14 protein-coding genes are annotated in these 14,849 nt (G+C 65.0%); 8 read left to right on the plus strand and 6 right to left on the minus strand.

Annotated elements, in window-relative coordinates; all coding sequences use genetic code 11:
* Positions 1-59: 59 nt before the first annotated feature.
* Both AC4AMJ_RS19275 and AC4AMJ_RS19280 read right to left on the minus strand, forming a co-directional pair.
* Entirely contained in the window at positions 60-581 is a 522-nt protein-coding gene (locus AC4AMJ_RS19275) for a pyridoxamine 5'-phosphate oxidase family protein (RefSeq protein ID WP_489914003.1), read from the minus strand.
* A gap of 92 nt (positions 582-673) precedes the next feature.
* Positions 674-1,504 carry an enoyl-CoA hydratase/isomerase family protein gene (locus AC4AMJ_RS19280; RefSeq protein ID WP_489914005.1) on the minus strand — a complete coding sequence of 277 codons (831 nt, stop codon included), beginning with the start codon at positions 1,502-1,504 and terminating at the stop codon, positions 674-676.
* 169 nt (positions 1,505-1,673) lie between these two features.
* Between AC4AMJ_RS19280 and AC4AMJ_RS19285 the strand changes: the two genes are divergently transcribed.
* Complete coding sequence (locus AC4AMJ_RS19285; RefSeq protein ID WP_489914007.1) at positions 1,674-2,150, plus strand: pyridoxamine 5'-phosphate oxidase family protein; 477 nt, start codon at positions 1,674-1,676, stop codon at positions 2,148-2,150.
* Between the two features lie 547 nt (positions 2,151-2,697).
* Positions 2,698-3,510: a sugar phosphate isomerase/epimerase family protein gene (locus tag AC4AMJ_RS19290; protein ID WP_489914009.1), complete on the plus strand. Its 813-nt coding sequence runs from the start codon at positions 2,698-2,700 to the stop codon at positions 3,508-3,510.
* 65 nt (positions 3,511-3,575) lie between these two features.
* Here AC4AMJ_RS19290 and AC4AMJ_RS19295 read toward each other — a convergent pair whose 3' ends face one another.
* Together AC4AMJ_RS19295 and AC4AMJ_RS19300 are read right to left on the minus strand one after the other, a co-directional pair.
* Positions 3,576-4,442, minus strand: coding sequence for a mycofactocin-coupled SDR family oxidoreductase (locus tag AC4AMJ_RS19295; RefSeq protein WP_489914011.1), 867 nt, complete (start codon positions 4,440-4,442; stop codon positions 3,576-3,578).
* Between the two features lie 86 nt (positions 4,443-4,528).
* A complete protein-coding gene (locus tag AC4AMJ_RS19300) occupies positions 4,529-5,335 on the minus strand; it encodes an NAD(P)-dependent oxidoreductase (protein WP_489918468.1) in 807 nt (268 codons plus the stop codon).
* 249 nt (positions 5,336-5,584) lie between these two features.
* Here AC4AMJ_RS19300 and AC4AMJ_RS19305 point away from each other — a divergent pair, with 249 nt between their 5' ends.
* The 5 genes from AC4AMJ_RS19305 to AC4AMJ_RS19325 are packed head-to-tail and all read left to right on the plus strand — an operon-like array spanning position 5,585 to position 11,235.
* Positions 5,585-6,769, plus strand: coding sequence for an amidohydrolase family protein (locus AC4AMJ_RS19305; protein WP_489914013.1), 1,185 nt, complete (start codon positions 5,585-5,587; stop codon positions 6,767-6,769).
* Between the two features lie 32 nt (positions 6,770-6,801).
* Positions 6,802-7,089 carry a hypothetical protein gene (locus AC4AMJ_RS19310; protein ID WP_489914015.1) on the plus strand — a complete coding sequence of 96 codons (288 nt, stop codon included), beginning with the start codon at positions 6,802-6,804 and terminating at the stop codon, positions 7,087-7,089.
* 24 nt (positions 7,090-7,113) lie between these two features.
* Positions 7,114-8,775: a thiolase C-terminal domain-containing protein gene (locus AC4AMJ_RS19315; protein ID WP_489914017.1), complete on the plus strand. Its 1,662-nt coding sequence runs from the start codon at positions 7,114-7,116 to the stop codon at positions 8,773-8,775.
* A gap of 31 nt (positions 8,776-8,806) precedes the next feature.
* Entirely contained in the window at positions 8,807-10,036 is a 1,230-nt protein-coding gene (locus AC4AMJ_RS19320; RefSeq protein WP_489914019.1) for a CaiB/BaiF CoA transferase family protein, read from the plus strand.
* Positions 10,037-10,083: 47 nt separating this feature from the next.
* Positions 10,084-11,235 carry a thiolase family protein gene (locus AC4AMJ_RS19325; RefSeq protein WP_489914021.1) on the plus strand — a complete coding sequence of 384 codons (1,152 nt, stop codon included), beginning with the start codon at positions 10,084-10,086 and terminating at the stop codon, positions 11,233-11,235.
* Between the two features lie 230 nt (positions 11,236-11,465).
* Here the strand turns inward: AC4AMJ_RS19325 and AC4AMJ_RS19330 are convergent, their stop codons facing one another.
* Positions 11,466-12,218: an SDR family NAD(P)-dependent oxidoreductase gene (locus tag AC4AMJ_RS19330; protein ID WP_489914023.1), complete on the minus strand. Its 753-nt coding sequence runs from the start codon at positions 12,216-12,218 to the stop codon at positions 11,466-11,468.
* 268 nt (positions 12,219-12,486) lie between these two features.
* Positions 12,487-13,554, minus strand: coding sequence for a CaiB/BaiF CoA transferase family protein (locus AC4AMJ_RS19335; protein ID WP_489914025.1), 1,068 nt, complete (start codon positions 13,552-13,554; stop codon positions 12,487-12,489).
* 111 nt (positions 13,555-13,665) lie between these two features.
* Between AC4AMJ_RS19335 and AC4AMJ_RS19340 the strand changes: the two genes are divergently transcribed.
* Positions 13,666-14,826 (plus strand): acyl-CoA dehydrogenase family protein, encoded by a 1,161-nt coding sequence (locus tag AC4AMJ_RS19340; RefSeq protein ID WP_489914027.1) that lies wholly within the window; start codon positions 13,666-13,668, stop codon positions 14,824-14,826.
* Positions 14,827-14,849 lie beyond the last annotated feature (23 nt).

Genomic DNA, 14,849 nt, shown 5'->3' on the forward strand with positions numbered 1-14,849 from the left:
GTTGGTTGCGGCTTGAGGATCTCGATCGAGGCGGCTGGTCGCCGCTCACCACCGTTCACTCACTGTTGGGCCCAGTTGTTGAATCCGCTGGCCGTCACCGCCTGCCGGAGTTTACTCGAGTCGTAGGTGAAGACATCGACGGGTTCGAACTCGATGACCACCCGGGCCGGGGTGTCGAGCAATTGCATCTGTTGCCGGAACGCCTCATCGTCGGCGGCCATCCCGACACGTTTCAGAAAGAGCGGCAGGAGCCACTGAACGCGCTCACGATCACCGTCGTGGACCACCGCCCGGGTCTTCGCGGTCACCATGGCTCCGCCCGACTCGACACCGAGGCTGGTCACGACGACGCAGCTTTCTGGACGATCTCGCAAGGCCTGCACACGCTTTCGCTTCGTTGTGGTGTGCACCCAGAACCGCCCGCTGTCCCACACGAAGGAATGCGGCATGGCCACCGGCCATCCCTCCCGATTCGTCCAGCACACCGTGCACTCGTTCTGGATCTCGAAGAGCCTCTCGCGCTCTTCGAGGCTCAAGGTGAATGCAGACACATCGTCGAGATTCTTGATCTGGTCGCCCATATCGACTGACGCTACAAGCGCCGCAAACACCGAGTCGCGCTCAGATTCCATCCAGAGAGACGGTATTCATCAGATCTCCATGGGATGGTGGGTCACAGACGCCCCGGACGCCTGAGCGCATCCGGAACCCAACTGGGCGGTCGGCGCTCCGAGAACGCTTTCGCTCCCTCCACGAACTCGGGGCCCCTCAGGCTGTCCGCCATACCGATGCGATCGTGGAGTCCAAGATACGAGTCAAGGACGCGCTTGACCTGGAGCCGAGCGTCAGGCGCGGTCGACGCCGCCGAGGTCAGCAGTTCGAGTGAGACGTCCATGAGTTCCTCGTCTGGTACCACGCGATTGATGAGGCCCCACTCGACTGCTTCCGCAGCGGAGAGCACCCGACCGGTGAACATCAGGTCTTTGGCTCTGACCGGCCCGACCAGGCGCGGAAGCAGCTGTGCGTAGTAGAGATCGGCTATGCCCCGCAACAATTCCGGGACACGGAAGGTGGCGCTCTGCGCCGCCACCGAGATGTCCGAGCACATCGCGATCATGAGTCCGCCACCCTGGCAGATCCCGTTGATCGCCGACACGACCGGCTTCACGCTCATCCGCAGGGTGTCGAACGGAAGCACGTCGATCATCGAGAGATCCGCCCAACTGTCGGGTGTGTTCCGTCCCAGATCACCGCCCGGGATGAAGACATCCCCGACACCGGTGATGACCAGCCCACTCAGGTCCGGGTCGGAGTCCACACGCTTCACCGCGTACTTCACTCCGAAGTACATCGCGTTGGTGAGCGCATTACGTGCCTCCGGCCGATCGACGACCAGGTGAGCGAAAGACCCTAGCCGAGTGAACTTCAAGAACGGACTGCCCGTGTAGTCGCCCGACGGCGGAGGCGCGGTGTAGTTACCCGTTGGATCATGATCAGTGGTCATCGAGGTCTGCAGCCCCTCTCGATTGCGGCCTCCATATGCGGATGGCACTCTCCAATTGGTAGTGATAATGATGAACTCAGTCAACTATGTTGCCTGATCGCTGTACTCGACCGAATCACCGGCATGGTGCGGGCCGCAGGCCCATTCACTGAGACAAAGGAGTTGTCGCATGAAGGATTCCGTGATCACGCAGAAGCGCGGCCGAAGGATCGCCATGAGCGCGGACGAGATTCAGTTGTACCTGAGGCAGGCTCGCGTCTGCCGTGTCGCGTCGGTGGACGGCGAGGGCAACCCCCACGTGTCGCCGTTGTGGTTCGTCTGGGACGGAACACACCTGTGGCTGAACTCGCTCGTCCGCAGCCAACGGTGGACCGATCTCGTCCGCGATCCGCGCATCGCAATCGTCATCGACGGGGGTGACGCCTTCACCGAACTCCACGGGGTCGAAATGATCGGTACCGCAGAGACGGTCGGCGAGATCCCTCGTAGCACAGCGCCGGACGAGTACCTCGCCACACCAGAACTGTTGTTCGCCCGTAAATACAGCAACTCCGAGACGTTCCAGACCGACGGCAGGCACGGTTGGCTCCGGGTCACCCCGTCGCGGATCGTCAGCTGGGACTTCCGGAAGACGACCACAAGCTGAGTCGACCACGAATCGGATCACGACGGGGCAGGGATCGACGGCCCTTCGTGACGGCCCTCCGCTAGCGCTCCGGGCCTCCTCAGGGACCGGGGGTGGAACGACCCCCAACGCTCCCGGGCCTCCTCAGGGACCGGGGCGGCCCGACCCCCAACGCACCCGGGCCGCCTCAGGAACCGGGGCGGCCCGACCCCCCAACGCACCCGGCCACCTCAGGAACCGGGGTGGACCGAGCCCCAGCGCTCCCGGCCGCCTCAGGGACCCGGGGTGGACCGACCCCAACGCTCCCGGGCCTCCTCAGGAACCGAGGTGGACCGAGCCCCAGCGCTCCCGGCCGCCTCAGGGACCCGGGGTGGACCGACCCCAACGCTCCCGGGCCTCCTCAGGAACCGAGGTGGAACGACCCTGGCGCCGGCGCGCGCTTTACAGTGGCTCACCTCACATTGTATAACTAGTTAACTATGTAACCTCGGCTGGTTCGCGCGACAGCCCTACAACACCAATGCGCGGTTCATCTGACGAATCTCTCGTCCAACCCAGGAGAAATACAATGGATCCACGCGTTTCGCTGAGCGCCCTCTGCTACTACACGACACCGCTGCCGGACTTCGTCGACGAGTTGACGCGGCAGGGGGTGGGTACCACGACGCTCATGGCCGGTCCGATCTCGGAGTTCGGTGTGGAACAAACCCGTGAGCTCCTCGACTCCTCTGGCATCACGGTCGCCGCCCTGATCCCGGGACTACCGGCGGACCTCGCCGATCCGGCGACCTGGGACAGCAAGCGGGCGGAGCTGACCGACACGATTGACATGGCAGTCGCACTGGGGGTTCCCGCGGTGTACACCGTGAGCGGATCGCTGGTCGTCGACGAGGACACCTCCGTCGCAGCGTTCAAGAGCTATATCGAGCCCGTGGTCGCGTACGCGAACGCAGCGGGAATCAAGTTCCTCATCGAGCCGACGCTCCCCGTCTATGCGTTTGTCTCCTTCGTCTACACACTGGAGACGTACCTCCGGTTGGCCCGTGAGTGCAACGTCGGACTCTGCCTCGACGTCTACCACGTCTGGGATGACCCCGACCTGGAGCGAGTCCTGCGCGACTACATCGATCTGGTGGGTCTCGTCCAGATCGGCGACTCGCAGCGCGATTCGGAAGGGAACCTGCAGAAGCAGATCCCCGGGGAGGGCAACGTCGGCATCGCCGACCTCACCGCTCGTATCGTCGATGCCGGCTACCGGGGGGCATTCGATCTGGAGATCGACGGCCCGTTCATCGAGAGTGTCGGCGTGACCACGGCCACCGAGCGCGCAGTGGCCTACATGCAGCAAGCCCTCGCCGCCGCCCCGCTCGTCGCCAGCTGACGTGGCAACAAACTGCCGCCCACCGAATCTCGATGGGCGGCAGTTCGTTTGTGCACTGGTCGGCGTCAGGCCGGGGCCCCCGACGTCGTGTCGGCCAGAAGTGCTCCGGCGTCGACCTTGAGCTGCTGCCCGGTGATGTACCGAGACGCGTCGGAAGCCAGGAACAGGACTGCCTCGCTCACGTCCCGCGGCGCGATGGTGTTCACCGGGAGCTTGTGCGAGAACCCGAACGCCGGCTCCGCGTCCTCACGAGTCGGGTTCGTCAGATCGGGACGGAAGATCTTGTACATTGCCTCGTTCTGGAGCATCGGGGTGTCGATGTTGCCGGGGTGGACGGCGTTGACACGAATCCCGAGGGGCCCGAACTGCAGCGCGGCGTCGTGGACGAATCGGGCCACGCCTCGCTTCGCATTCGCGTATCCCGCGGCCCCCGGACCCGCAGCGGGATTGTCGGTGAGACTCGACAGCAAGGCCGCCATCGACCCGGTACAGATGATCGATGCACCCGGGCCAAGATGTGGGAACACCGCGTCGACGGTGTTCACCACGCCGACGAGGTCGACTGAGACCGTGTCCAGGAACGCGGTCGCCGCGACATCCGGTCCCAACGGGCAGATCCCGGCGTTCGCCACCACGATGTCGATACGCCCGAACTCGGCGGCCCCGGCCTGCGCCGCTTCGATGAGACTCGATCGATCACGAACGTCGGTGACGCGAGTGAGCACCCGTCGACCGAGATCGGTCACCAGTCGCGCAGTCTCGGCGAGGTCCTCGGGCCCCGCCATCGTATGTGTGGCGGTCTTGATCTGTTCGCAGATGTCGAGCGCGATGATGTCCGCCCCGGCCTCCGCCAATCGGATTGCGTGACTGCGGCCCTGGCCTTGACCAGCGCCGGTGACGAAGGCAACGCGACCTTCCAGTGGTGTATCCATTGATTTCTCTTCCTGATTGGTACTGCTCATGTCCACAGCGCAGTGGTGCGCAATAGGTTCACATCGCCGGCCGCGATGTCGTTCGGTCAGGGCCCCGCGAGATCCATCGGTCCACGCTCGGCCGCAGCGACCAGGTCGGCGATGTCAATGCCCAACTCCCCCGCAACGGCCCGAACCGACGCGACATCCTTGCGCAGGTATCGGAGCAAGCGATCGCTGTAGGTTCGTGCATCGACTCCCGAACCGCTGATGTAGCCGGCAGCGGTGCTTCCGCCACTGCTGGCGGCCAGCACGTCGAGCATTGTCTTCTGCTCGATCCCGAGAGACTCGGCCGCATCGAGCGCGGTCAATGTGACCTGGGTGCACGCCGCGAACAGCGCGTTGTTCAACAGTTTCGCCGCCAGCGCGGTACCCAGGCCACCCGTGCACTGCGGGGAATCGGCATACGCCCCGACGACTTCTGCCGCCGCTTGTACTACAGCGTCATCTCCGGCAAGCAGCACGGTCAAGCGCCCGGCACGTACCGCTTCCGCAGTGCCACTGAATGGCGCCTCGACCACCGAAACGCCGTTCGCCGAACCGCTCTCGCCCAGTGTCCGGATCGCCTCCGGACCACAGGTGGTGTGAGATATGAACACCGACCCGGACTTCATGTGGCGCACGATAGGCGCGCACAGGTCCAGAACATGTTCCTCGCTGAACAAGCACGTGATCACGACGGGCAGATCCGCCAGCTCGGCGGGAGTCTCGACGATCGTGGCACCGCGAGCCGCCAGCCGATCGCGGACCTCCTGACGCCTGGCGTACACGACGACGTGCCGACCGGCCTCGACCAACCGTTCGACCATCGGTTCCCCGATATTGCCCGCACCGATGAACCCGACCTCGTCCATTGCCACCGTTCCCCTTGCGATCTCAATCACACCTATGACGTAGTTAACTGTTTATAACATGCTTCGATCGGCACCGAAACGGCATCTCGGGACGCCATCACGAAGTGTCAGGGCTCGTGCTCCTCAATACGAAGTCCGACCCACTGAGCGGAAAACCACGATGACGTGCGGGACATCCACGACTAGCGTCCACCTAGATAGACAAGTGATCACCATCGCAGTCACTCCCACTACACTCCAGGAGGGTTCATGCCACTGCAGAGCCATATGCACCTGATCTCCACCGACGATCACCTGATCGAACCTCCGAGCCTGTGGGCCGATCGCCTGCCGAAGAAGTTCCTCGAGGCCGGCCCGCGCATCATCGAGAAGGAGATGCCTCGCTCCGTCCACGCCGGCGACGGAAACAACAACAAGACCGGGACCAAGCTCGCCGAGGTGTGGATCTACGAGGGCCGCGTCTACCCGTACATCGGCCTGAACGCCGTCGCCGGCAAGAAGCCGGAGGAGTACGGAGCCGAGCCGACTCGCTACGAGGACATGATCCCGGGGTGCTACGAGCCCAAGGCCCGCGTGCTCGACATGGACATCGACGGTGTGCAGGCCGGACTCTCGTTCCCGTCGTTCCCGCGCTTCGCAGGCACCGTCTTCCTCGATGGCGAGGACAAGGAGCTGGCCCTGCTCTGCGTCCAGGCGTGGAACGACTTCCACATCGACGAGTGGTGCGCCACCGCACCCGACCGCCTCATCCCGCTGGTCATCATGCCGCTGTGGTCCGTCGACGAGTGCGTCAAAGAGGTCTATCGCACGGCCGCCAAAGGCGCCAAGGCGATCTCGTTCCCGGAGAATCCGGTCCCGTTGGGGCTCCCGTCATTCCACACCGACCACTGGGATCCGTTCTTCTCCGCGGTGGAGGAAGTCGGCATCCCGCTGACCGTGCACTTCGGAACCTCGGGCAAACCGCCGATCACCGCACCCGAGGCGCCCATGGCCGTGATGACCGCCCTGTTCGGGTGCAACTCGATGTACGCAACCGCCGATCTGCTGTTCTCGCCGGTGTTCCACCGTCACCCGAAGCTGAAGTTCATGCTCTCCGAGGGTGGCATCGGCTGGGTTCCCTACATGCTCGAGCGCATGGACCAAACATGGTCGAAGCACCGCTTCTACCAGAACATCAACCAGACCATCCGGCCCTCGGAACTGTTCGCCAAGCATCTCTTCGGATGCTTTATCGAGGACGACTTCGGCATCGCGAACCGCCACGCCGTCGGCATCGACAACATCACGTGGGAAGGGGACTATCCGCATTCGGACTCGAACTGGCCCAACAGCCGTAAGAAGGTCCACGACTCGATGATCGACGTCCCGGACGACGAGGTGGAGAAGATGGTCGAGACCAACGCTCGCGCTCTCCTCAACTTCCCCCGCAACTGAGCCGAGACGACAGAAAGACAGCCATCTTCGTCATGGAAGAACACATCGAGCAACTACCCGAGGACGACTGGGTCGACCAGGATCTCCTGACGCGTGAACTCGCCAGCGAATTGCTGGACGAGGAGATCACCGCCGAGACCGAGCGGCTCGGTGACTCCGACGCGGACGGCGACCTGTTCAGCCGCGCCGACCGGGAGCGCCGAATCGCGGCCATGGTCGCTGTCCGGGATCGCCACCGCGACCCCGACATCGCGCGGGTCCGCGGCGTAGAGCATCCCGTCTCGGACGCGGCACCATCCGACTCGGATTCGGCCCGCTGACCACTGCCTCGAATGGAGTAAGAATTGACCACCACTCTGGCCACCGGACGCCCCCTGCCGCAGCCGACGCTCGCGAGCCGTGAGTTCTGGGCATCCGGCGCCGACGGCGTCCTGCGGATCGCACAGTGTGCCGACTGCGGAAAACGAACGCACCCGCAGTCCGTGCTGTGCCCGGTGTGCGGCGGGCGCGACCTCCCCCTGCAGCCTGTCTCCGGTAAGGCCTTCGTCGTCGGCGTCACGGTGAATGTTCAGCAGTGGCTTCCCGATTTCCCGCCACCGTACGTCATCGCGGTGGTTGCGCTGGAGGAGGATTCCGACGTCCGACTGACGACCAACATCGTCGGCTGTGAGCCCGACCAGGTCGCCGTCGGCACACGCGTCCGGGTGCTCTTCGAGCAGGTCGACGACTCGATCTGGCTTCCTCTGTTCGAGATCGATCCGGACGCCGACCGCGAGCCCACCGCGATGCCCGAACCCGACGACTACCGCGCTCGCCTGCGAGCGCCGGTCAGTACCAAGCGATTCGAGGACCGCGTCGCGATCACCGGCGTCGGGCAGTCGGAGGTGGGCCGCAGGCTCATGGTCGATCCACTGTCACTGACGGTCGACGCCTGCCTGGCCGCTGTCGAGGACGCGGGGCTGACGCTCGACGACATCGACGGACTGTCCACGTATCCGGGCCGGTACGGCGGCGGCATGTCCGAGGGCGGCATCATGCCCGTCGAACAAGCACTTCGAGTTCGCCCTACCTGGGTCAACGCCGGCAGCGAACTCCACGGGCAGAACGGTGCGATCGTCGCCGCGATGCTCGCCGTCGCCTCCGGCCTGTGTCGGCATGTCCTGTGCTTCCGCACCGTGTGGGAGTCCTCCCATTCCGCGCTGGCACGTTCGGGACAATGGGCCGCCGGAACGAGCCGGGCGACGGACATGTTCGAGTACCTGCACCCGTACGGGGCGATGTCCGCGTCCAACTGGATCGCGTGCCAGGCATCGAACTACTTCCACCGGTACGGCGACGCGAAAGAAGCGCTCGGCGCCATCGCGGTCACCGCCCGGGACAACGCCTCGGCCAACCCCGAAGCCGTGTACCGCGACCCGATCACCATGGACGACTACCTGAACGCGCGGCCGATCTCGACACCGTTCGGACTGTACGACTGCGACGTACCCGTCGACGCCGGGATCGCTGTCATCGTCTCGGCCGTCGACACCGTCAAGGACCTCCCCGGCAAGCCCGTGTTCGTCGAAGCCGTGGGCACCCAGGTGATGGAGAACCTGTCCTGGGACCAGAGCACACTGGCCCACCTCCCGCAGACCCTCGGCCCCGGCGCACATCTGTGGAGCCGCACCGAGCTCCGCCCCGACGATGTCGACGTCGGCCTGATCTACGACGGCTTCACCTTCGATGCACTGAGCTGGATCGAAGCGCTCGGCTTCTGCGAGTTCGGTGGCGCGAAGGACTTCATCGACGGCGGCAAGACCATTGCAGTCGACGGCAGTCTCCCCCTCAACCCGCACGGCGGCCAACTCTCGGCAGGACGGACACATGGCTTCGGCTTCTTCCGCGAAGCCGTCCTGCAGCTCCGCGGGCAGGCTCCCGGTCGGCAGGTCAACGACCCGAAGGTCGCGGTGGTCTCGTCCGGTGGCGGCGTCCCGTCCGGCGCTATCCTCCTGCGCACCAATTGATCCGCTCATCTCACAAGTATAGGAGTCCATCATGGATCGCCCTCTCGAAGGTATCCGCATCCTCGAGGTCGCCCAGTTCACGTTCGTGCCGTCGGCTGGCGCCGTCCTCGCCGACTGGGGCGCCGACATCGTCAAGGTCGAACACGCCGAGAAGGGTGACGCCCAACGCGGCTTGGTCCGGGTGCTCGGGTACAAGACCGGCACGGCGGGCTCGTCGTTCAGCCCCATCATGGACGGCCCCAATCGAAGCAAGCGCAGCATCGGCATCGACCTCGCCAATCCGGAGGCCCGTCCCGTCCTCGAAGAGCTCATCCGTCGCAGCGACGTGTTCCTCACCAACTACCTCCCGGCACCACAGGCCAAACTCGGTATCACCCTCGACGACGTTCGAGCGATCAATCCGAAGATCATCTACGTCACCGGCAACGGCTTCGGCAATCAGGGCCGCGACAACAATGCCGGCGCCTACGACTCGACCGGCTTCTGGGCCCGCGGCGGCAGCGCCGACGGCGTGCTGGCACCCGACGCCGACCACATGGCATTCATGCCGGCCGGAGCCTACGGCGACAACATCGGCGGAATGACCATCGCCGGCGGTATCGCGGCCGCCATCGCCGGGCGTGAGCGTAGCGGCGAGCCGTCCGAGGTCGACGTGTCGCTGCTCGGTGTCGGTGCCTGGGCCACCCAGTTCACGGTCAACATGGCCCTGGCCAGCGGCGGACCGCTGCCGAAGGTCGTGAAGAAGACCCAAGCCAGCGGAAATCCGCTCACCGGCTCGTACAAGACGGCCGACAACCGGTGGCTGCAGTTCTCGATGCTCCAGCCCACGCGATTCTGGAACGAGTTCGTCAGCCTCCTGGGCCTCGCCCACCTCGTCGACGACCCGCGCTTCGCCACGCACGACGCCATCGCCGAGCACAGCGAGGAGATCAGCTGCTGGTTCGCGGAAGCCATCGCGGGCAAGTCCTTCGACGACTGGACGGGCATTCTCGCCGATCTCAGCGGGCCGTGGGCTCCGGTCCAGAACAGCTGGGACGTCGGGAACGACGAGGCCCTGATCGCGAACGGGCGCATCGTCGAGCTCACCGACGCCGAAGGGAATCCACAGCGGCTGGTTGCGAATCCGGTGAAGTTCGACAACGCATCGGTGACGATGACCCGGGCACCACAGTTCGCCGAACACACCGACGAGATCCTCCACGAGATCGGGTTCGACGACGACGCGCTCATCGGCCTCAAGATCGCCGGCGCGGTCACCTAGTCGACACTCGTCGTCATTTCATCCGTTTGCTTCACAGGAGCTGAGAATTGCACATCAGAGACGCGGTCATCGTCGAAGCCATCCGCACGCCGATCGGTAAGCGGAACGGCTCGCTGAGCAGCATCCACCCGGTTGACCTGTCCGCCCTGGTCCTGACCGAGCTCATGTCCCGCACCGGCGTCGACCCGGCGACCGTCGACGACGTCATGTGGGGGTGCGTGACACAGCTCGGCGATCAGTCGAGCAACGTCGCTCGGTTCGCCACGCTCGCCGCGGGGTGGCCCGAGAGCGTACCCGCGGTCACGATCAACCGCGCGTGCGGCTCGGGCCAGCAGGCGATCGAATCGGCTGCGCACGCGGTCATGTCGGGCAGATACGACATCGCCGTGGCCGGCGGTGTCGAGATGATGTCGCGGGTACCGCTGGGCGCCGGCCGCGCCACCGGCTTCCCCTACGGCCAGACCGTGCTCGACCGGTTCGCCACAGACAAGCTCGATCAGGGGATGGGCGCCGAGCTCATCGCGCAGAAATGGGGTTTGTCCCGCCAGGCCCTCGACGAGTTCGCTTCGCGCTCACACCAACTCGCGGCCGATGCCATCGATCGAGGGGCCTTCGACGTCCAGATCGTAGGTGTCCATGTGGGCGAGGCGAATCTCGATGTGGACGAGGGCCTGCGACGCGGCACCTCGCCCGAGACACTGGCCAAGCTGAAGCCGTCCTTCTCCGACGACGGCGTGATCCATGCAGGTAACGCCTCACAGATCTCCGACGGCGCGTCGGCCGTGATGATCACGACACCGGAGAAGGCCGCCGAACTCGGACTCACCCCGATCGTCCGCCTGCATTCCGGGTCGGTCGTCGGAGCCGACCCGGTCATGATGCTGACCGCGCCGATCCCGGCGACCGAGAAGGTCCTCGCGCGAGCAGGTCTGCGCATCGGTGACATCGGTGCGATCGAGATCAACGAGGCGTTCGCGCCGGTGCCGCTCGCATGGCAGATGGAGATCGGCGCGGATATGGACAGGGTCAATCCGCTGGGCGGCGCGATCGCCGTCGGCCATCCGCTCGGGGCCACGGGCGCCATACTGACCACGAAGCTCGTCCATCACATGCGCGACCGGGGGATCAAGTACGGGCTACAGACCATCTGCGAGGGTGGCGGGACCGCCAATGCGACCATCTACGAGCTGGTGGATTGATCCGATCACTCCGACCTACGCATACCTGATCTCTGACCCGCAGAAGGACGCAAGCGGGGCTGGGACCTGCCCGCTGCTCTCGCCGAGTGCGTCTGAAACCTGGTCCCTGAGGAGCCCGCGAGGAACGAGCGAGCGTCACGAAGGGCCCCACGCTCGGGTGACCCCAAACACCGTCCCGGTGACCACAACTGGCCACCGGGACGGCGCTGGTTGTCACATCTGTCCGACGCCTACGCGCCCAGCATCTGCAGGCCGCCATCGACCGCGAGAAGTTGCCCCGTGATGAACTTGGCGGCATCGCTCGACAGGAACAGCAGCACAGGCCCCAGATCGTCGACGGGATCGCCGAGTTTGCCGCCGAGCGGAATCACCGACTTCAATTGCTGTTCGAGCTGTTGCACACCTTCGGGGCTCAGGGTGTCCCGCAGCCTGTCCGCACCGCGGGTCTGGACCGCCGGGGCGATGGCGTTGACCGTGACGCCATCGGCACCCCAGAGCCGGGCGGCCGAGCGAGTCCAGGCGTGCACGGCGGCCTTCGCGGCAGCGTAGGTCGCTGCAAACGGACTCCCGGTCACCCCTTCGGCCGAACCGAAGTTGACGATCTGCCCTCCCGAATCCTTCATCGACGCATACGCGGCCTGATTCGTGAAGACGGTGGAGGTGAAGTTGGCATCCAGCATCGACCGGATGTCCTTGGCATCGAACTGGCCCGGCATTCCCGGCTGCCAATTGCCTGCCGCGTTGATCAGCACATCGAGTCCACCGAGCTCCGTAACTGCCTCGGCGACAGCTTCTTCCACCGACTGCTGATCAGTGACGTCGCAGCGGATCCAGGAGGCGCCTGCCCGGGATACGGGTTCGGAGTTGCGGAAGGTGCCGACCACTCGGGCGCCGGCGGCACTGAGCACCTGGACGGCGGCGGCCCCGATGCCGGTGGCGGCACCGGTCACCAATACACGTCGGTTCTCGACGGACGAGCTCATGGAAACCTCCTGAAGTGGGTGGCTACGTCGCCACAGGTCGTAACGGGATTCCCGGCGTGGTAACTACTGCTCCATTCCGGCGCGACATCATGCTACGTTTACTTGGTTATCTATGTCGACAGTAGCAGAACTGGATGCTGACCCGGCCGGATCCGTGCATCCGGCCTCTCGGCCGGTGAGGCCGAAGCACCAGAGGAGCATCATGCACCCTCCGAACGGATTGGGAGTCGCGGGACGCCGTGTGGCCGCCGCGGCCATCCGTCGGCCGTCACCGCCGGGCCGGCATGTCCACCGTCCACGAGTCGAGCAGTTCCCGCGCGGGTACGACCGTCGTGCGGTACCCGATCGGCACCCGCGGCGTCCAGCCTCCCCTGCCGTCCTCGGTGAGGATTCCTCGCGCTCGAACCTGCGAGTTGTCGGGCGCCTCCGCGAGACTCAGTACTGGGGTCAGGCACGCGTCGGTCAGCGCCGCGGCGTCGGCCCATTCGTCACGGGTGCGAGTCGACACTGCGGCGGCGATCCGTTCGCGGAGGGCGGGCCAGGACGCCGGATCTGCTCGCTCGTCCGCGAGCTCCGGTTCGAGCCCGAGAACCTCGAGCAGAATGTCGAAGAACGGGTCCTCGAGAGCGCCGACGGCGACGAACTTGCCGTCGGCGCAGGGGTAGACGTCGTAGTACGGGGCTCCGGTGTCGAGGCGATTCGTTCCGGCCTCATCCGACCATCGACCGGCCGAGCGGTACTCCTGGAGCATCGACGTCAGGTACGTGGTGCCGTCGAGGATTCCGACATCGAGTACCGAGCCTCGACCCGTCCGGTCCCGCTCGTACACGGCCGACAGCACAGCTGTCACGAGATACATGGCGCCCCCACCGAAGTCGCCGAGAAGATTCGCCGGAGGCGTCGGAACACCGCCGCGGCGGGTCGCGGAGTGCAGTGCTCCCGACAGGGCGATGTAGTTGATGTCGTGCCCGGCGGTGGGCGCGAGCGGACCGGACTGACCCCATCCGGTCATCCGGGCGTACACCAGGCGTTCGTTGTCGGCCATCACGTCGGCCGGGCCGAGGCCGAGTCGCTCCATGACGCCCGGACGGAATCCCTCGACGAGTACGTCGGCCGCGGCGATGGCGGCTCGTACCTGCCGCAGCGACGCCGCGTTCTTGAGGTCGACCTCCAGGGTGCTCCTGTTGCGCACCAGCGCGGGAAGAGCTGCGCCGGGCCGGCGCAACGTCAAGACTTCCGCGCCGAGGTCCGCGAGCATCATGCACCCGAACGGCGCCGGGCCCAAACCGAGGAACTCCACGACCCGCAGGCCGTTCAGCGGTGCTGGATCACTCATTTTCTCATCCCTTTGAATCGAATCGTCAGACGGTTTAGATTCAAACCATGAAGTATCCGAAAAAGCAACCCGGACAACCAATTTGACCGCACTATCGAGTAAGGGGAAAGCATGCCTGCGCCATTCTACGAGGACGACCACGAACATTTCCGCGACGTCGTGCGAGAATTCGTGAAACGAGAAGTCGTTCCGAATCTGGACCAGTGGGAGGAAGATCGAGAAACCGGCCGCGATGTCTGGAAAGCCGCAGGATCGCATGGCGTCCTGGGCATCCGGATCGCCGAGGAACTCGGCGGTGGCGGTATGAAGGACTACCGCTTTCGCTGCATCGTGCAGGAGGAGCTCGCCGCGGTCGGGGCCGCCTCACTCGCTTCCGGATTCTCGATCAACGAGGACATCGTCGCGTCATACCTGACGACGTTCGGTACCGACGACCAGCAGCACGAGTGGCTGCCCGGTATGGCCGACGGGACTGTCGTCGCCTCGATCGCCATGTCCGAACCCGCCGCCGGAAGCGACCTGCGCGGCATGAAGACCACTGCGGTCCGCGACGGAGACGAGTGGATCATCAACGGCGCCAAGACATTCATCACCAGCGGTTTCTCCTCGGACGTCGTCTTGGCGGCAGCGCGCACCGGCGAACACGAGGGTCGGCCGCGGTTGTCCCTGATCCTCGTTCCGACCACGACCCCGGGATTCAGCCGGGGACGTAAGCTGCGCAAACTCGGCCTGCATGCGCAGGACACCGCGGAGATCGCCTTCAACGACGTCCGAGTACCGGCCACCAACCTCGTCGGCGAAGAAGGTCGGGGATTTCATCACCTCACCGCACAACTTCCGCTCGAGCGACTCTCCATCGCATGGCGCGCTCTATGCGCGGCCGAGGCGGCGCTGGAGTGGACCGTCAAGTACACGAGCGAACGAAAGGCGTTCGGCGAGCGCATCATCGATTTCCAGAACACCCGGTTCCGGCTCGCCGAGATGACGACGGAAGTCGAGATCACCCGGACGTTCCTCGAGCAGTCCATTCACGCCTACAACGAGGGCACGTTCGACGTCACGCGCGGAGCGAAGGCCAAGTGGTGGGCGACCGAACTGCAGAACCGAATCGTGAACGGTTGTCTCCAATTACACGGCGGATACGGATACATGGACGAATACCCGATCTCCCGCGCCTACGCTGACGCACGCGTGCAGACAATCGTGGGTGGAACAACCGAGATCATGAAGGAGATCATCGGACGCGACATCGCCGGACGGTTCCCCGCCTAGAACTCCACACAACAATTCATCCG

It is taken from the genome of Gordonia sp. LMA484 (assembly GCF_058129505.1).